The following is an 18,738-nucleotide window of genomic DNA, read 5'->3' as shown; positions in this document are numbered from 1 at the left end:
GATCCTTTTCAAGTCAGGTACTGGAGTGTTGCATTCTTGTCCATTAAAAAAAAGCTTCCGTTAATTTTCTTTCTGCTCGTTTTGTTTATCTTACTTGCGAATAATACCTTTCATTATTTTTGGTCAAAAAACCAGCTGCTGGAATATAACGAACGAGAAATCTCCGTCATAACCAATGAAGTGTCGTTCCAGGTGGAAAAGACTAGAGAAGGTTCCTTATATGTTGAGAATATTCTAGGGAGAGACTTGAGAATTGCATCCCTTGCAATCAAACAATCTCTTCCTCCAACCTATCAGCAAATAACCAACGATCAATTAAAAAAACTAGCGAGTGAGGTCCGGGTATCTCACATCACCTTATTAGCGAAAACGAGGGACGATATTATTGGAGTCCGTTCATCAGACCCTGAAGAAATCAACATGTCAACAAAAGGCTGGGGCTACTGGTATGACGCCTACCAACAATTGTTGGCCCTAAAACCTGTCAATGTAGGAAAAGGGTTAACGCTGCCGCACTATTGGTCTGGCCCAATTGAAATTGCCTCATCCGATCCTGATCATATTGATAAATGGGGCTATTATTATGACGGGACAACGAACTATATCATCAACCCCTATTTTCGGGATAACGAGGTGTTAGAGTTTGAGGAACGATTTGGTCCTGGGAAAATCATCGAAGGTTACACAAAGGAACGAGGCATTTTAGAAATATCCGTATTTAATCCCAAAAACTTTGGGAAAAAGAGTGAAGTGGTTCACCTTAATGGAAATAGTTATATTCGCATTTCAGCTCGACCGATTTGGTATGGTTCTTATAAATTCCGTAATATCGAGACAGATGCCGCCTACATTAAGAAAGCAATTAAAACAAAGAAAGTGCAATCATACAATGATACCCTTAACCAGAAAAGTGTTTTAAAAACCTTTGTTCCTGTGTCCCCGAAATCAGGTCAGCCCTTTGTTATTGGCCTTGTCTATAATTATGGCCTTATTCAAGATGAGCTTCGACACGAACTATTTATGCATATTCTCCTTTCGCTTGTTATCATGCTGATCGTGTTAATTGTCAGTTTTATCTTTTCCCGTTCCATAACAGAGCCAATTGGCTATATTGTTGAACAAGTAAATGAGATTGCTCAAGGAAACTTCGGGAAACACTTACACGTAAATAGAAAGGATGAATTAGGCCTTCTTACCGAAAATGTAAATGCGATGTCGACCGATTTACTTCGATATGTGGAGGACCTGCAGCAAAGTAAGACCTTAATAGAATATCAGGCAAATCACGATCCATTAACCGGGTTATTAAATAGACGATTTTTACAAGAAAAGCTGAACAGCATTATGATTGAGGCAGAGGAAAATAACGAAGCCGTATCTGTTTTGTTCATTGATATGGATCGTTTTAAACAAGTAAACGATTCCTATGGACATAACAAGGGTGACGAGCTCTTAAACATGATTGCCGCCAGAATAAAAGATGGTCTTGATTCGGATAATAGTATCTTAATAAGACAAGGTGGAGATGAATTTATTATCCTTCTCCTCCGCCATAATCACGAGGAAACAAAAGCGGCTGCCGAACGGTTAATTGATATCTTAAAGAAGCCTTATATGATAGATGGTAATGAATTTTACCTTGGCGCCAGTATAGGAATTAGCCGCTATCCAGAGCATACATCCAACATGGATACACTGATCAGCTATGCGGATATGGCGATGTACAATGCTAAGAAGAATGGCGGAAATAGGGCCATCTTTTATTCAGAAAAGTCGATGCATTCAAGCATTGACCGGCCACGGCTTGAAGCACACCTAAGAAGGGCAATTGAGAATAAAAAGATTGATGTATTTTATCAGCCTAAAATTAAAGTAGATACAGGGGTAGTTTTTGGGGCAGAAGCTTTGGTGAGATGGACAGATGAGGAATTTGGAAATGTTTCACCGGTCATTTTTATCCCTATAGCTGAGGAAACTGGATTTATCCAGCCGCTTTGGGAGCTTGTTATGACTAAGGCCTGTGAACAAGTGAGTAAATGGAATCAAACTCGTTCGCATCCTTTAACGGTCTCAGTCAACTTTTCAGCCCGGCAATTTCAAGAACCAGACTTAATGCTAGAGACAGTTAAGAGGATTCTTGCTGAAAAAAATCTCCCGCCACACCTTTTTGAGATTGAAATAACGGAAAGCATCTTGTTAAATAATTCGTCTGAGATTGTCCAATCACTTCAAACACTGCAAAATCAAGGTATCTCTATTTCGATTGATGACTTTGGAACAGGCTATTCATCGCTAAGTTATTTAAAAGATCTTCCGATTAACACATTAAAGATTGATCAAACCTTTATCCAGAATATTAATGAGAGCTTAGAAAACACAGAAATCCCTGAGGCAATTATTAATCTGGCCCGCGGCCTTCATTTAGATGTAATTGCAGAAGGTGTTGAAAAAGAGTATCAAAAGGAATTTTTACTTTCAAGAAATTGCATCCTCATGCAAGGGTATTTGTTTAGCAAGCCTTTAAGCAGCCCTGAGTTTGAGAAGTTTCTGGCTGATTTTGAAAACAAGTAATCAAGCCAAATAAAAAGAGCAGCTCATAAGCTGCCCTTTTTATTTTACTAATTCGATCACACTGCTGCCAATATAATCAATTAATAGCTTTTTGGCAGTCATTTCAGGAAATCCCGCTTCTAAAGCCTTCACAAGGCCTTCCGCCCTGCCTTTTTCAGTAAAACAAATCATCGTTGGTCCTGCTCCGCTTAATGCAGTCCCGAATGCCCCATTGGCTTTAGCTGTTTGTTCAATTTTATCGTAGTCATGAATAAGCGATTTACGATATGGCTGATGGAAACGATCACTTTCCATCATTTTTCCGGCAAGCTCCCAGTTCTGCGTTAATAAGGCACCAACTAATAGGTTGGCTGTCGAAGAAGCTTCAATCGCTTCTTGACGGGAGTAAGTTTCAGGCAAGACATCCCGAGATGCCTTCGTTAATAAGATTTCCTGAGGGATCAGGACAACCACCTCAATTGGAAGGTTTGTAAATGAAACCATGTCGACCTGATTATCCTTATAGCAGCCAATAACAAATCCGCCATAAATCGATGCTCCCACATTATCAGGATGACCTTCCCATTCTGTTGCGTGAAGGAGCTTTTCTTGTTTTGTTAAGTTCAGGCCTCCAACTGCATCTGCCAGCTCGATCCCTGCTACAATGGCCGACGCACTAGAACCAAGCCCTCTCGCTAACGGAATATCACTCTCAACCTTAATTTTACATGGAGGGAGTTCCACACCATGCTGGGCTGCTGTTTGAAGGGCAACGTTAACGATAAAGTTGTCCGGGCCCGTTGGGAAGTCCTTTAACTCCTCACAAATGGAATAGCATTGCCACTCTTTACTTTTCTCTATTTCCAGGGTCAAGTACAAATCCAGCGCAAGGCCCATTGAATCAAAGCCAGGTCCTAGATTCGCTGTACTTGCCGGGACCTTAATCATTATACGGTCATGAAGTGTCATGCGTGTACAACTCCTTGAAAATTGTTCTGTAACTGCCCATTTAACGTTAGGGAGTTGGATCGAGTTACTTTATATACCTCAAGTAACTCTTGCCCTATTATAGTGATTTTCTCACCACTCTATAGGCACTTTTGATTTCTTTAACTGCTTGTAGATCATATAATTCTATCAAAATTTTATCGTAATTTGTTAACGAAGCCTTGTGTGTCACTAGCACAATTTCAGATGTTTCATGTTTCTTAATTGGAAGCTGAAGAATTTTTTCAAAGCTTACACCGTATTTGGCAAATATAGAAGTAATATCTGCGAATACTCCAACTTCATCCTGCACATGAATCCGTAAAAAGTATTTAGAATACTTCTCTTCATTTTCCTTTAGCTTTTTCGGATATTGCGGTGATACGGCGCTCTTGCCATTTACACCAAGTCTTAAATTCTTAATGACACCGACTAAATCTGAAACAATCGAAGTAGCTGTTGGCAGGCTTCCCGCTCCAGGTCCGTAGAACATTGTTTCGCCCACGGCTTCCCCGTATACATAAACAGCATTGTATTCATTTTGGACAGAGGCAAGCGGGTGATTATTCGATAAAAAGGTAGGGGCCACACTCACTTCCACCTTTTCCCCTTCTCTGTGGGCAAAACCGATTAGTTTCATTGTATAGCCTAGTTGTTTCCCGTAACGCAAGTCCTCTTCTGTCACGTTAGAAATTCCGCTGACCTTCACGTCGTCTAAGTCAATATGCATCGAGAATCCAAGGGTCGCAAGAATCGTCATTTTCCTAGCTGCATCTAATCCCTCTACATCAGAAGTTGGATCAGATTCAGCAAAGCCAAGTTCTTGTGCCTCTTTTAATACTTCTTCATAGGAGCGGCCTTCATCGCTCATTTTGGTTAAAATATAATTGGTTGTACCATTGACGATCCCCATCATTTGCGTAATTCGATCAGAAGCAAGACCATCGACCAGCCCGCGTAAAATTGGAATCCCTCCAGCCACACTTGCTTCATAATATAAGTCGCAGCCATGTTCTGAAGCAACAGTCAACAATTCTGACCCGTGCAGGGCCATTAAATCCTTATTTGCCGTCACAACATGTTTTCCTTGTCTTAGTGCGGTGATCAAATAATCTTTTGTTTCATCGACTCCGCCCATTACCTCTATGACTACGTCAATATCCTGATCAAAAAGGATCTCATCTGAATTAGATGTTAATAGATTGGGATCAACATGAACCGGTCTGCTTTTATGTACGTCTTGTACAAGAATTTTTTTTATGACAACCGGACACCCCACTTGGTGAATTAATTTATCTTGGTGATTTTTAATAATTTGTACAACACCTGAACCGACCGTACCTAACCCTAAGAGACCAATCGAGATTGCTTCCATGTTTTCTCCTCCTGCCACTGTCTACCCTAAGCGTACAATTGTTTTTCTATTGTAGACATTATAAGACTCTCTTTATTTTTTTACAATAGATTTATTTTTTATTTATTTAACTGTAACCGCTTCTTTCCTTGTTGTAAATGGTTTGTTCTAAAGTTGCAAAATTTTTCTGAATAGTGAAGTTTCAATAAAGGGAGCGGCCAAATGCCACTCCCTTTTGTATTTTATAAAATGGTTCTAATATCGAGGACAGTGTCTAGTATATAATCGGCTTTATGCTGTTCAAAATCGTGTCGTGCATCTTTCCCGGATAGACCCGTTAAGACAGCTGCAAATTGACAGCCAAGCTGCCTTGCCGCAAGAAGGTCTGCCAACGAATCTCCGACCACCAATACTTCTTCCCCATTCTGAATTGGCAAAGTTGCATTTATGCAGTCTAGTGCAGAGGTTCCTTTTCCCTTTAAACCCATGATGTAGGTGAAAGGATGCGGCTTTGATAAGGATTGGGGATCTGTTATCTCTTGTTCCGCTTTGGAGACTTCATCCGCCGTAATAATTCGTTTTTCATCAAAGTGTTTCAGCCAATCTAAATGGTGAAAAGGCTGGATTGTTTCTAGCTCTGGCCTTCCTGTACCAATTCCAATCGTGATACCAGATGAGGAAAGCTGCTGAAATAAAGCGGCTATTTCTTGCGCTGGAGCAAGCGTCGTCTCATTGGCAAGGAATCCCTTTTTACCAGTTTGGACTGATGGTCTGCCGGTTGAAGCGAGGACATGTTCGTCGCCTACATACCACTCCTGTGATACATGCTCACAAATGGACCAAAGCTCCCCTTTTTGAAAAATCGATGTTTCTACGTTTAGCTTCTCTTTGGCTAGTACATTCAAGTATTGAAACAATTCCTGCTTTGTCGCATCTGATTGAGAGAATTCGTCCACGAACAAGCTAAAATTCAATTCTACTTGATACCGACTTAATACCGTGCCCATATCCCGTAAGGTTTCATAATGGATTGGATTCGTTAGCCATTGAGTTATTTTGGAAGCTTCATCCTCTTTAATTTGCGATAGGAGATGGATGAGCTGCTGGCCGAAGGATAGGTAGATCATATCCCAGTTTGCGTTTAGGCCGCGCGATTTCATAAATTTAAGAACCTGGTCGTTCTGGAAGACATTTTCCCGTATACGGCTGATGTCTGCTTCAGTATATTCGGTTGTAAATTGTTCCGGTGCGAGTGCTAGATAATTGCTGCTAATCAGCATCTCCCAAACAGTCAGGGCAGATGCATCAAAATAGTGCTCTTCGCTCAAAAGCACCCCATCTACATCAAATAAAACGGTGTTAATCAAATTCCCAACCCCCTTGATTCTTGGTTAACTTTTATACGTTATCGTACCACAGCGGGCGTTGTATTTTGAAGTATTTGACTACTATTATAAAAAAATAAGGGGAATTGGAGTTCGGAATTCTACATGAATCAGCTTCTTTTCTACAAGATGGAAGAAGAATTCTTCGAAACTACCACACAATTCTACGAAATCCCAAACTAATTCTACAATAATTGGTAAATAAATACCAAATTCATGATTCTTCCTCCTAACTCTCTCAATCTTGATTACTTCCGCTCCCATGTCGCCGAACATCATCGTGCAGTATGGACCTGCTAACACACGGATAAATTGATTATTTTAATCCGTAAAGCGGTCAAGACACTCTGGTTCCTCCTTCCCCAGCATTTCTATAAAAAAACCAGTGAACCTTCAATGCTGCTGCACTGAAGGTTCACTGGCTCCAATTTAAAACTCATTTTAATTAGATATCCAATCCAATTGAAATATACTTTACTTCTAAATACTCTTCAATCCCGTAATGCCCGCCTTCGCGTCCAAGGCCGCTTTCTTTATAGCCGCCAAACGGAGCTTGAACCACTGACGGCAGGGCATCATTTAAACCGATAATTCCATACTCCAATTGTTCCGTAATCCTAAAGGAGCGGCTTAAATTTTCCGTATAGACATACGCAGCCAATCCGTAGCAGGAATTGTTGGCCCTTTCAATCACTTCCTCTTCCGTTTTAAAGGTCGATATTGGCGCAAGTGGTCCAAAAATTTCATCCTTCATACACTCCATCTCATCATGGATGTTGGTAAGGATCATTGGGGCAAAGAAATAACCCTTTTCATCTGCAGGCTTTAAACCGCTATACGCTACTTTACCACCTTTTTTAACGGCATCATGAACCAATGACTCTACTTTTTTATAAGCTGATTTATCTATTAACGGACCGATATCTGTCCCTTCCTCTAGTCCATTGCCAACTTTAAGCTTTTCTAATTCTGCTTGAAAGAGCTTAATGAATTCGTCCGCGACACTTTCCTGTACATAGACCCGATTGGTACAAATACAGGTTTGGCCGGCATTGCGAAATTTTGATAGGACAAGGCCGCTGGCAGCCTTCGCTAAGTTTGCATCATCCATCACGATAAATGGGGCATTTCCGCCAAGCTCCAACGAAACTTTTTTTACATTTTCAGCTGCCCCGCGCATTAACGTCTTTCCTACCTCTGTCGATCCGGTAAACGTTATTTTCGTTACACGGGAGTCTTTTAACCAAACATCGCCAATTTCCGAGGATCGTCCCGTAATGACGTTAATCACTCCTGCTGGTATTCCGGCTTCATGTGCCAGCTCCGCCATTTTTAACGCCGTAAGTGGTGTTTGGTTGGCCGGCTTCACGACAGCAGTACACCCTGCCGCAAGAGCCGGAGCCACTTTTCTTGTAATCATCGCCGCCGGAAAATTCCACGGGGTAATCGCCGCAATGACGCCAACTGGTTCTTTTCTTACTAGGATTCTTTTATTTGGACTTGATGCAGGGATGGTCTCACCATAGACCCTCTTTGCCTCCTCGGCATACCAGGAGATAAAGCCATTAGCATACGAAACCTCACCTAAGGCTTCCTTTAACGGCTTCCCTTGCTCGATGGTCATAATTCTAGCAATCTCTTCTTTATTTTTTTCAATTAAATAGAACCATTTCATCAAAAGCTGATAACGCTCTTCCGCTGTCCGTTTTGACCAACTTTTAAAGGCCTTATGGGCAGCATCAACAGCCTGCTTCGCCTCGTAGGCGCCGCCTGTTGGAACAGCACCAATCACCTCCTTTGTAGCTGGGTTGATGATGTCAGTGAATACCTCGTAGTCATTCCCCACCCATTCACCATTTACATACATAGGATAAATTTGATAATTCTGCTTAAGAACATCCATATTATTCACCTCCAACAGATAAGGCAGGATTATTTTGATAGACTGCTTCGACTGCTTCTTCAAGTATTTGTAATCCTTCCTCAAGCTGCTCATCCGTGATGGTAATCGGCATAAGCAGACGAATGACATTACTGTTGATACCGGCACTTAACAGCATAAGACCTCGTTTAGCTGCCTCTTTGACCATTTTTCCAACTGCCTCTTTATCAGGTGTTTTGGACTTACGATCCTTGACAATTTCCATCGCACACATTGCCCCAAGGCCGCGGACATCGCCAATCCCTTCAAAGCGATCGGATAGGAGCTGCATTTTTTCAATCACTCGCTCGCCAATTAGTCGTGCTCTGTCATTTAATTGCTCATCTTCGATAATATCTAAAACTGTCAGGGCTGCCTGGCAGCCAAGCGGGCTTCCAGCGTAAGTTCCGCCAATCTCGCCAATTTCAGGGGTATTCATGATTTCCGCCCTGCCGATGACACCCGAGATTGGAACACCTGCCCCCATTGATTTTGAAATGGTAATTAAGTCAGGTACGACATCAAAATGTTCAATCGCGAAATGTTTTCCTGTTCTTGCAAAACCTGTTTGGATTTCATCAACAATAAACAAAATTCCATATTGTGAACAGATCTCTCTTACTCGTTTTACAAAGGCCTTGTCGGGCACGATGAAGCCGCCCTCTCCTTGCACAGGCTCCATCACCACGGCTGCAATCGTTTCTGGAGCAGCTTCGGCAACTAAAAACTGTTCAAACTGCTCAATGATCATGCCGCTATATTGCTGTTCAGTCATTCCTTCCGGACGGCGGTATACATATGGATATGGCGCCTTATATACTTCCGGGGCAAATGGACCAAAGCCAAATTTATAAGGCTTGACCTTGCTTGTCATGGTCATGGTCATTAACGTTCTGCCATGGAATCCTCTTGTAAACGACACAATCCCTTGACGTTTTGTATACTTGCGGGCAATTTTAACAGCATTTTCAACGGCTTCCGCACCGCTGTTAAAGAAAGCAGCCTGCTTATCAAACTGACCTGGGGCCAGCGCACAAAGCCGCTCTGCCAAATTTATATAAGATTCATACATCATCACATTAAAACCGGTATGGATAAATTGGCTTGCTTGTTCCTGCAAGGCTTTAACCACTCTCGGGTGTGAATGGCCGACATTTATCGTTCCGATTGCACCGGCAAAATCAATATAATGATTGCCATCCACATCCTCGACCAGTGCTCCCTCTGCTTTTTTAACAAACGATTGGCTGTTGTTACTGATCCCTTTTGGAACAAATTTATTTCTTCGCTCCAAGATTTCTCTCGATTTTGGCCCAGGTATTTCTGTTTGGAGCTTGACAAATTTCCTTTCCAATTCGTACTCCTCCTTTTAAAAAAATAACACCCAGGGGATAAAAGTATCCCCCTTGTTCATTTCTATATAAAAGGCGATTATCCCTCTACATGCTCTAACACTTCTTTAAAATTTCTGATAACTTGATCAACCTCTTCATAACTAATGGTTAATGCCGGCTCAATTCGAATCGTTTTTGAGTTGATCAAAGTACCCGCAACGAGAATTCCCCTATCAAACATTCCTTTAGAAACCTCATAACCAATTTCATCCTGATGGAACTCGATGCCAATCATCAAACCTTGACCGCGAATTTCCTGGACCTTATCCTCATGACCTTTTGCAGCTTGTTTTAATTCTTTGAGGAAATATTCACCGACTTCGGCAGCCCGTTCAGGAAGCTTTTCTTCAATTAAAACACCAATTGTCGCAATTGCGGCCGCACAGGCTAATGGGTTTCCGCCGAAGGTAGTGGTGTGCATAAATGGATTTGGGAACCAGCTTTTAAATACTTCTTCCCTGGCAACAATTGCCCCTGCAGGCATAACGCCTCCGCCAAAGGCTTTAGCAAGACAAATAATATCCGGTACCACCTCATATAATTCAGCGGCAAACATTTTTCCTGTCCTTCCCATTCCTGTCTGCACCTCATCAAAAATCAACAAGGAGCCGTATTGGTTACATAGCTCGCGGACTTGTTTGAGATAATTTTTCGGCGGAAGAATGATTCCCCCTTCACCTTGAATCGGCTCTAAAATGACGGCCGCCACATCTTCTCCAACTGAAGCACATACTTCAAATGTTTTTCGCATCATGTCGATATCGCCGAATGGAACATGCCGGAAACCTGGGATTAATGGTAAAAATGGTTTACGGAACATGCCCTTCGCTGTCCCGGATAACGAACCTAAGCTTTTCCCATGGAACGCCCGTGTCGTGGAAATGAAGGTAGTCCGTTCACTGTACATTTTGGCCAGCTTTAAGGCTGCCTCTACACTTTCTGTCCCACTATTGGTAAAGAAAGCATATTTTAAATCGCCTGGTGTAATGTCCGCTAAAATTTTCGCGAGCATGGCACGAAGCGGATCTAGCAAGTCTTGACTGTGCAGAGCCTGACGTTTCAGTTGATCGGTTACCGCTTTCAAAACTTTAGGATTACGATGTCCGACATTGTAAATACCAAAGCCGCCTAAACAATCAATATATTCCTTGCCGTTGACGTCCTTAAAACAGGAACCATTATCAGACCATTCTACTGCGGCAAATTGGCCGTCCTTTGTGACCGTTTTACGGTAGGAAAGGAAACCTGGATTCACATGTTCACGGAATCCATCAACCGTTTCTTTTGTAATCCAAGCTGCTTCTTCTTCATTAATTTCCTCTTTTTCTATTAATTCTAGAACCCTATTAATATATTCAGATACCTGTTCATTTTGTTTACTTTTTAACTCCTGCTTATAATCGATACTCATAAAATACTTCCTCCCTTTGTGTTGTTTTTGTCCCGGTTTATTTTTCAAATACAGATCAGTTGGAAAACCAACCGACCGGTTCTACCTGCAAATTAATATTTATTTGTTTGATTTCTTGAAATTCCTCAAGTCCAAATGTTCCAAGGCTGCGGCCAATCCCACTTTGCTTATAACCGCCCCAAGGAGCTTCGTTATAAGTAGGATGATAAGCATTTATCCAGGTAATTCCAGCACGGAGCTTCTTAATCACACGTAGTCCTTTAGCGCCATCCTTTGTAAATACACCGCCAGCCAAGCCATAAACAGTATCATTGGCTAACTTAACCGCTTCTTCTTCATCCTTAAATTTTTGAATCACTACTACGGGTCCAAAAATCTCCTCTTGAACGATTCTCATCTCTTGTTCGACATTGACAAAAACCGTTGGCTCAACAAAGTAGCCATTCTCCAAGCCATCAGTAACGATCCGATTTCCACCGCAGGCCACGGTTGCCCCCTCCTGCTTTCCGAGTTCTATATAATAAAGAATTTTCTCAAGGTGCTCTGCACTGACAAGCGGCCCCATTTCTGTGGAAGGGTCATTTCCAGGACCTACTTTAATTTTTCGTGCTCTTTCGATGAAGCGGGCTACAAATTGATCGTAAATACTTTCCTCCACGAGAATCCTTGAGCCTGCTGAACAAATTTGGCCAGAGCCTGCATAAATACCAAATAGGGCATAATCAACAGCCGTTTCAAAATCTGAATCTGCAAAAATAATATTGGGCGATTTCCCGCCTAACTCCAGTGATACTTTTTTCATGGTGTCAGCTGCTGTCTTCATGATGTGTTTTCCCGTTTTCGTACCACCTGTAAATGAGATCATATCCACATCAGGGTGGGAAACAATTTCATTTCCGACCACAGCTCCTGCTCCCATGACCATATTCGCCGCCCCTTTTGGCAGACCCACTTCTTCAAATATTTCAAATAATTTTTGTGGAGTAACCGGGGTGACTTCGGACGGTTTAAAAACAATTGTATTACCTGCTGCTAAGGCAGGGGCTATTTTCCAAACACTCATTAACAAAGGATAATTCCAAGGGACAATTAAACCGCAAACTCCGACAGGTTCCCGGACTACCATCGCCTGCATTGGGTCAGCAACATGATAGGTCTGGCCATCAGGCTTTGTAATCAATCCTGCATAATAGCGGAAACACGCTGCCGCATCGGCCACATCAAAGCCTGCCTCTCGCAATGGTTTGCCGTTATCCATGGTCTCCAGCTGGGTTAATTCCTCTGCATAGGTATCAATTTTATCGGCGATTTTTAATAAATAAGAAGCTCTCTCCTGAGCTGAAATTCCCGACCAAACACCCGTATCAAAAGCTTTACGGGCGGCATTAATGGCAGCGCGGGCATCCATAATGGTCCCTTCAGGTGCTTTGGCGATGATTTCTCCATTAGCAGGATTGTAAACTAGTCGTGTTTGTTGATTTTCCGCATCTTTCCACTCACCATTAAAAAACATCCTCAGGTTTATTACTTGGTTTTTTACTTCGACCATTTTATTTCCTCCTTTTTTTCCCTCACTATAACTTTTGCAAGAAGCGTGCCAACAGATAACACGCGGCTAATTCTAAACCTTTTTTCAAAAAAGCCGCTTGGTGTTATTCAATCCTGCATAACTTTATTTCATCGTGCATAAAAAAGCTGATTCAGATTTTGGTCTGAATCAGCTTCAAATTTATAGGGATGAGTAGTTTTCCAATTTACTATTTTTCTCGGTTACTATTTTTTGATATTTCCGGCTGACAGAAGACTGACTAATTCCAAGTGCTTTGGCTGCCTTCGTGGTAGTCTTATATTGATTCATCGCCATTACAATCAACTGCTCCTCTACATAATCAATCGCTTCCTGTAGTGGAATCACCCGAGTAACGACAGGCTTCATTTTTTTATGTTCATAACCAAGTGATAAAAATTGACTGACAAACTCGGCGTCAATTGCAGAATGGTCGGAGGTCACTACTAATCTTTCAATAATATTCTGCAGCTCCCTTACATTACCCGGCCATGAATAAAATTCAAGCACATTAATCGCGTCAGGAGTCAGATGATAATTACGTTCATATTTTTCATTTAATTGTTGAAGGAAATGAAACGCTAACAGCGAGATATCCTCAGTCCTTTCCCGTAATGGCGGGATAATCAGTGGAATTACATTTAACCGATAATATAAATCTTCCCGGAAGGTACCATCCTCGACCATCTTAGCAAGGTTTTTATTTGTGGCGGCAATGATTTGGACATCCACCTTTACGGGTATGGTACTTCCAATTGGAATCACCTCATGCTCTTGAAGGACCCGTAACAACTTGACTTGAAGGTGGAGCGGCATCTCGCCGATTTCATCCAAGAATAAAATCCCGCCGTCCGCTTGTTTAAAATATCCGTCCTTACCGTTCTTATCGGCTCCGGTAAACGCCCCCTTTGCATAGCCAAATAACTCACTTTCAAGTAGATTATCCGGAATCGCTCCACAATTTAACTTTAGGAACGGCTTATCGGAACGTTTGCCTAATTGATGAATGGCCTGAGCAATGACCTCCTTACCTACTCCGGATTCTCCATGAAGAAGGACAGTCGAGGAAAAATCTGCGATTTTTTTTACCTGATGCATGATTTTTTCCATTTTTGGACTGCAATAAATGAGTTTTTTCAAAAAGCGGTCCTTGGTTCTGAAATCATCTAGTTCTTTCTTATACTTTTCTGATATTTTCCTCATTTCCTGCAGTTCACTCTTTAACCTAGTTGTTTCCGTAATATCTCTTGATGCCACAATAATCCGATCCAGTTCATTCTGTTCAGTAAAGACCGGATTTCCAACCGCTAAAATTTTTCTACCGTTAAGTGTTTCTTGTACAACAGAAACCTTTTTCTTCTTTTCAATGACCATCCTGGTAACCGATGGAGTAAATAGACCCCGGTCCTCTAGCTCCAAGATGTTTTTACCGATCAGTTCCTTTAAATCTACGTTCCAGAAATCGTGTATAATATTTTCGCTAAAACGGATTAGTTCTCCCTTGGCGTTGACCACAAGAATTTCATCATAAATACTGGATAGAATCGCATTTAAGTCCTTATTCAAATCCTTTATGTATTCAATTTCCATAGCCATCTCTTCTACCATAGGAAGATCCTGAACCACAATAATGACGCCTTCCACTTCATGGTCATAATTTAAGATCGGACTATAATCAACAAGGACCCCCATCTCATTCGTTATTTCGAGATGATTTAGCAGCGTCTTTCCAGTTGAAAAGACTTGCTGAATGCGCTCCTTGCTAAAAATAGTTTCTGCCGGGAAATTTAACACCTTCTCAGCTGTTGATTTAATCATTTTTAAACCGGCATCATTACAATTAATAATCGTTTTTTCTTTATCTAATACGAAAATCCCCATTGGAATCGAGGTAAGGATAATTTTTAATAAGTCAACACTCTTATTTTCCTGTTTAAATAGCTCTGCGAGGACATCTTCTCGCTGTATGTAACCTGCTGGTTTTCCATCGATCCCTCTGATAATGGCAAAGGGCTCACCGATAATTTGAAACAAAACAGGCAGGGAAATTTGTTCACTAAGGTAACAGATACCATCAATTGGTTTTGCATTTTTTAGCAAGACTTCAACAGATGCTGCTTCTTTTTCCTGGCTGCCAATGTGTAAATAAGCAAAAAGTTGATTTTGCTTTTTTAAAAATAAAAAGGGTTCTTTTAGTTTATTGATTGTTGCACGAAAGACTTCCTCACTTTCATCCACTGTAACTGATATGATTGGTTTGATCTTTTCTTTTGCCACGGAAAACATCACGAAGCCCCCTTATTCACCTTCATACTTTCATACTACCACTTTCTTCAGAATTTTTCTTAAAAACTCGCTGATTGTCAAGTCATAGAAGGCGCAGATCAAACCATGCTGCCCTTATGGCTGATGCCTTTCGCCTAAAAAGGAGATGTGGATTGATCCACATCTCCTCTCCGGCGATTAATCACTGCCGGTGACAAACAAGTCTTCTTTAATAAAAGCAAGCACCATCCCAGGAATCACTTCATCTCCCTCCTGGACTTCTAATGATTCTATTTCACCACTGACATTTGTTTGGATCGTTTCTAGATGGCCTGTTTCTGTTTTGATCATGAATAACGATTCCCATTCATAAATTCTGGCTTCATCTTTAACTGAAACTTTTTCCACCTTTCCATAACAAGGACTTGTAACTACTCCAAAATACATATTTCTCACTCCTACTCGATATATTGTTCCTGATAAGGCTGCGTCTGTAAGACATAGCTGAAGAAATTCTGTAATTCCGTTATATCTTCTTCTTCAATTCCCAAACGTTCGGCCCAATGCTGATCTTGGCTTGTATCTTCCTGACAGAGAAGGACCATATTTCCTGACTGGAGCGAGGTAACCATTGCCTTACCAAAAAAATAACTCGAGTAACCAATTGTTAAATCATAGCGATGATGATTCGTAATTAAACAAAAATAGTGTAAAAGTTGATTTTCCTTTTGCTCCGATAAAATATCTATTTTCATAAAAGTTCCTCCCCTATAGTGGTTATTAATATTTCAGCCATCCTCTGAGCCTGGATGATTCCGCTAACCGTTGAATGCCTTCAATATAGGCGGCAATTTTCATATTGACGCTATATTTTTTTGACGTGTTATATATAGTTAAAAAACTGGCCGTAATTTTTTCCTTTAGACGTGAATCAACCATATCATCTGTCCAATAATAACCTTGATTATTCTGACACCATTCGAAATAGGAGACAATCACACCACCCGAGTTGGCCAGAATATCTGGGACAACCAGAATTTCACGTTGATCCAGGATACTTAATGCCTCTTTGGTTGTTGGACCATTTGCAGCCTCGATGACAATTTGACAATTTAATTTACTAGCATTGTATTTGTTAATCACTCCTGAGATTGCAGCCGGAATCAAAATATCACAATCTTTCTCGAGTAATTCCTGGTTAGTGATTGAGCTATTAAATTTATTAGATACGATTCCAAACGAGTCCCGACTTTCAAGTAAGTAAGGAATATCTAAACCATTTGCGTCATATAACCCGCCTAAAACATCACTAATCCCGATTACCTTAACACCTAAATCATATAAATACTTCGCAAGATAACTGCCGACATTGCCAAAGCCTTGAATAATGATACGGGTGTCCTTTAATTGCATCTTCTTCAATTCACAGACCATTTGAAGTGTATATAAAACCCCTTTAGAAGTTGCGGTTTCCCTTCCAATTGATCCCCCTAAGGCAATGGGTTTCCCGGTAATAAATCCCGGGGAATCAAATTCACGAATATGATCATATTCATCTAGCATCCAAGCCATAATTTGAGAATTGGTATACATATCAGGTGCGGGAATATCTTTTGTCGGTCCAACTAGTTGGCTTACCGCTCTGACATAGCCTCTGCTCAGCCGTTCTAATTCATCTGAACTCATATGACGAGGATCGCAGACAATGCCGCCTTTAGCACCTCCGTATGGCAGACCGGTTATTCCGCATTTTAAACTCATCCAGCCTGCTAGTGCCTTCACCTCTTCCGGTGTCACGTCGGGATGAAAACGGATTCCGCCTTTTGTCGGTCCGGGGGCATCATTATGCTGAGCACGGTAGCCTTGGAAAATTTCTGTATTTCCATTATCCATGCGAACAGGGATACTTACCTCTAAAAAGCGCATCGGCTTCTTTAATAATTCAAATACCTGTGCAGGATAATTGAGAATGTTTACCGCTTCTCTAAGCGTCTCCTGAAACTCAATCAAGGAATTATCTTTTTCCTTACCTGCCTCATTCTTTTTCACCTCTATTGATTTGATTGACACTTTAACACCTCATTTTTTATTGTTATTATTCTTATAGCAATTTTCGTGCCAACTTCGCTTAAGCGCTCCCTTGCGCCTTTTTAAAATTTATTCCTCCCGTTTTTATGAAAATATGATTGGATTATTCCGTTTTGCATAAGTGGTGAGGAGGTAATCTAATAAAAAAACGCATTCTTGTATGGAATGCGTTTCATGACGGATATTTTTTTTTGAATGACGATTGTTTAGACATTATAAGGAAGACGTTCTTTCAGCATCATCTAAATTTAAATCAGCAATTTTGATCGTAAAGAATCGTGTCTGGAAGAGCATATAAACAATTCCAATTCCGATCCAAACAAGCCCGCCAATTAGAGCGTCCGCTTGCAAGTTATACCACAAAATCCCTGTTAATCCGGCACCAAGGACCGGCATGATTAAGTAAGAGAAGATATCTTTTGCTGTTTTATACCGCTTGTGTTTGAAGATAAAATGAGCGATTACGGATAGGTTAACAAAGGTAAACGCAATTAAAGCACCAAAATTAATAAAGGAAGAAATTAATTCTAGGCTTGGGGCAATGGCTAGTAACGAAACCACCCCGACAAGGATGACATTAAACACAGGGGTTCGGAATTTTGGGTGGACATAGCCAAAAGTTTCTTTCGGCAATACACCGTTTCGCCCCATCACATATAAGAGCCTGGACACACTTGCATGTGAAGCAAGTCCTGAAGCGACTGTTGCCGCAAAAGCACCGGAAAGGAAGATTAATTTAAAGAAGGTTCCACCGACATACAAGCCAATTTCTGGCAGCGTATCATCGGTCACCTTGAAACCTGAAACATTTGGGAATAAAGCTTGCGCGAAATAACTACAAACAAAAAAGATTGCTCCACCAATAAAGACGGTCATCATGATCGCTTTCGTCATGACCTTTTGATCAATCGCTTCCTCTGCATACATGGTTACTGCGTCAAATCCGATAAAGGAGAAACAAACAACGGTAGCTCCCGTTAGTACAGCACCAAGGTGGACATTAGAGTGGAATAATGGCTGGGCTGTTAAAATAGTCCCTTGCCCCATCCCTTTGGAAAGTTGAATGAAGGCTAAAACAATAAAGGCAGCAATTAAGACTACTTCAAATACGACCAGCAAGGAATTTAAACTAGAGGTTTTACCCATGCTCCAGGCATTAAGAGCTGTAACGATTGCCACATAAACGACAACCCAAATCCATGCGGGAACATTAGGGAATACGGATACCATATAAATTCGAATAATTAAGGCATTTACCATTGGAAGCAAGATATAATCAAGTAATGCCGACCAGCCCACAAGAAAACCAAGATGGGGGCTCATGGTTTCCCGTGTATACGTATAGGCAGAACCAGCACTCGGATAAACGCTTACCATTTTACTGTAACTAATCGCTGTAAATAACATCACAACCAATGCTGCAATATACGCAAGTGGAACAACTCCATTTGTCTCGTTAGACACGATTCCAAATGTATCGAACACAATTGTTGGTGTCATATATCCAAGTCCAAGCATGACAATTGCCCATAATCCAAGTGACCGTTTAAGAGTGGTATTCTCCAATTTTATCAACTCTCCTTTTCATTTCTACTAAATTGTGCAAATAGTCAATTAATTTAAAGCGGTTTCATTTTTTTATCTGATGGTACTTTTAAATCAACAATCAGCCGTTCATCCTTTCCTCCTATCATAAATAAATTACCTACTATTTAGAATAATGCAATTTTTATGCCAACCTCTACTTTTTATAAATTCCCTTACTAGTTGCCTTTTCTTCCACAATGATTTATGTAGTTTTGCATAACCTAATCCG

14 protein-coding genes are annotated in these 18,738 nt (G+C 41.0%); 1 reads left to right on the top strand and 13 read right to left on the bottom strand.

What is annotated here, in order from left to right; all coding sequences use genetic code 11:
* Positions 1 to 36 precede the first annotated feature (36 nt).
* On the top strand, positions 37 to 2,571 hold the full coding sequence (locus tag J7E81_RS18650) for a putative bifunctional diguanylate cyclase/phosphodiesterase (RefSeq protein WP_215044759.1): 2,535 nt from the start codon (positions 37 to 39) through the stop codon (positions 2,569 to 2,571).
* 39 nt (positions 2,572 to 2,610) lie between these two features.
* On the opposite strand, the gene thrB is transcribed toward J7E81_RS18650, so the two are convergent.
* From thrB to J7E81_RS18585, 13 genes are all read right to left on the bottom strand, one after another.
* Positions 2,611 to 3,519 (bottom strand): homoserine kinase, encoded by a 909-nt coding sequence (thrB, locus tag J7E81_RS18645; RefSeq protein ID WP_215044757.1) that lies wholly within the window; start codon positions 3,517 to 3,519, stop codon positions 2,611 to 2,613.
* A gap of 97 nt (positions 3,520 to 3,616) precedes the next feature.
* Positions 3,617 to 4,912: a homoserine dehydrogenase gene (locus tag J7E81_RS18640; RefSeq protein WP_215044755.1), complete on the bottom strand. Its 1,296-nt coding sequence runs from the start codon at positions 4,910 to 4,912 to the stop codon at positions 3,617 to 3,619.
* A gap of 221 nt (positions 4,913 to 5,133) precedes the next feature.
* Positions 5,134 to 6,258, bottom strand: coding sequence for an HAD family hydrolase (locus J7E81_RS18635; RefSeq protein ID WP_215044752.1), 1,125 nt, complete (start codon positions 6,256 to 6,258; stop codon positions 5,134 to 5,136).
* Positions 6,259 to 6,342: 84 nt separating this feature from the next.
* Complete coding sequence (locus J7E81_RS30615; RefSeq protein WP_374104063.1) at positions 6,343 to 6,579, bottom strand: CoA transferase; 237 nt, start codon at positions 6,577 to 6,579, stop codon at positions 6,343 to 6,345.
* 142 nt (positions 6,580 to 6,721) lie between these two features.
* Positions 6,722 to 8,143, bottom strand: a complete 1,422-nt coding sequence (locus tag J7E81_RS18625; RefSeq protein ID WP_215044827.1) for an NAD-dependent succinate-semialdehyde dehydrogenase — start codon at positions 8,141 to 8,143, stop codon at positions 6,722 to 6,724.
* A 37-nt stretch (positions 8,144 to 8,180) separates the two neighbouring features.
* Entirely contained in the window at positions 8,181 to 9,551 is a 1,371-nt protein-coding gene (gene gabT / locus J7E81_RS18620) for a 4-aminobutyrate--2-oxoglutarate transaminase (protein WP_215044750.1), read from the bottom strand.
* A gap of 77 nt (positions 9,552 to 9,628) precedes the next feature.
* Positions 9,629 to 11,002, bottom strand: a complete 1,374-nt coding sequence (locus J7E81_RS18615) for a putrescine aminotransferase (RefSeq protein ID WP_215044748.1) — start codon at positions 11,000 to 11,002, stop codon at positions 9,629 to 9,631.
* Between the two features lie 55 nt (positions 11,003 to 11,057).
* On the bottom strand, positions 11,058 to 12,515 hold the full coding sequence (locus J7E81_RS18610; protein ID WP_374104066.1) for an aldehyde dehydrogenase family protein: 1,458 nt from the start codon (positions 12,513 to 12,515) through the stop codon (positions 11,058 to 11,060).
* Positions 12,516 to 12,731: 216 nt separating this feature from the next.
* Positions 12,732 to 14,855, bottom strand: a complete 2,124-nt coding sequence (locus J7E81_RS18605) for a sigma 54-interacting transcriptional regulator (RefSeq protein ID WP_215044744.1) — start codon at positions 14,853 to 14,855, stop codon at positions 12,732 to 12,734.
* A gap of 177 nt (positions 14,856 to 15,032) precedes the next feature.
* Complete coding sequence (locus J7E81_RS18600) at positions 15,033 to 15,281, bottom strand: biotin/lipoyl attachment domain-containing protein (RefSeq protein ID WP_215044742.1); 249 nt, start codon at positions 15,279 to 15,281, stop codon at positions 15,033 to 15,035.
* An 11-nt stretch (positions 15,282 to 15,292) separates the two neighbouring features.
* On the bottom strand, positions 15,293 to 15,589 hold the full coding sequence (locus tag J7E81_RS18595) for an SAV0927 family protein (protein ID WP_215044740.1): 297 nt from the start codon (positions 15,587 to 15,589) through the stop codon (positions 15,293 to 15,295).
* A gap of 25 nt (positions 15,590 to 15,614) precedes the next feature.
* The gene (locus tag J7E81_RS18590; protein ID WP_215044825.1) at positions 15,615 to 16,898 is read right to left on the bottom strand and encodes a Glu/Leu/Phe/Val family dehydrogenase; all 1,284 of its coding nucleotides are present in this window, start codon (positions 16,896 to 16,898) and stop codon (positions 15,615 to 15,617) included.
* Positions 16,899 to 17,135: 237 nt separating this feature from the next.
* Positions 17,136 to 18,488, bottom strand: coding sequence for an APC family permease (locus J7E81_RS18585; RefSeq protein WP_215044738.1), 1,353 nt, complete (start codon positions 18,486 to 18,488; stop codon positions 17,136 to 17,138).
* Positions 18,489 to 18,738: the final 250 nt, after the last annotated feature.

Source organism: Bacillus sp. ISL-18 (assembly GCF_018613415.1).
Taxonomy (GTDB): domain Bacteria; phylum Bacillota; class Bacilli; order Bacillales; family Cytobacillaceae; genus Neobacillus.
This window is presented reverse-complemented; position numbering and strand designations above follow the sequence as displayed.

What these genes read in the sequence shown, in the direction of transcription:
- J7E81_RS18605 (WP_215044744.1), bottom strand. Translation starts at nt 14,855, where the DNA reads ATGTTTTCCGTGGCAAAAGAAAAGATCAAACCAATCATATCAGTTACA.
- J7E81_RS18600 (WP_215044742.1), bottom strand. Translation starts at nt 15,281, where the DNA reads ATGTATTTTGGAGTAGTTACAAGTCCTTGTTATGGAAAGGTGGAAAAA.
- J7E81_RS18615 (WP_215044748.1), bottom strand. Translation starts at nt 11,002, where the DNA reads ATGAGTATCGATTATAAGCAGGAGTTAAAAAGTAAACAAAATGAACAG.
- J7E81_RS18640 (WP_215044755.1), bottom strand. Translation starts at nt 4,912, where the DNA reads ATGGAAGCAATCTCGATTGGTCTCTTAGGGTTAGGTACGGTCGGTTCA.
- thrB (WP_215044757.1), bottom strand. Translation starts at nt 3,519, where the DNA reads ATGACACTTCATGACCGTATAATGATTAAGGTCCCGGCAAGTACAGCG.
- J7E81_RS18610 (WP_374104066.1), bottom strand. Translation starts at nt 12,515, where the DNA reads ATGTTTTTTAATGGTGAGTGGAAAGATGCGGAAAATCAACAAACACGA.
- J7E81_RS18625 (WP_215044827.1), bottom strand. Translation starts at nt 8,143, where the DNA reads ATGTATGTAAATGGTGAATGGGTGGGGAATGACTACGAGGTATTCACT.
- J7E81_RS18595 (WP_215044740.1), bottom strand. Translation starts at nt 15,589, where the DNA reads ATGAAAATAGATATTTTATCGGAGCAAAAGGAAAATCAACTTTTACAC.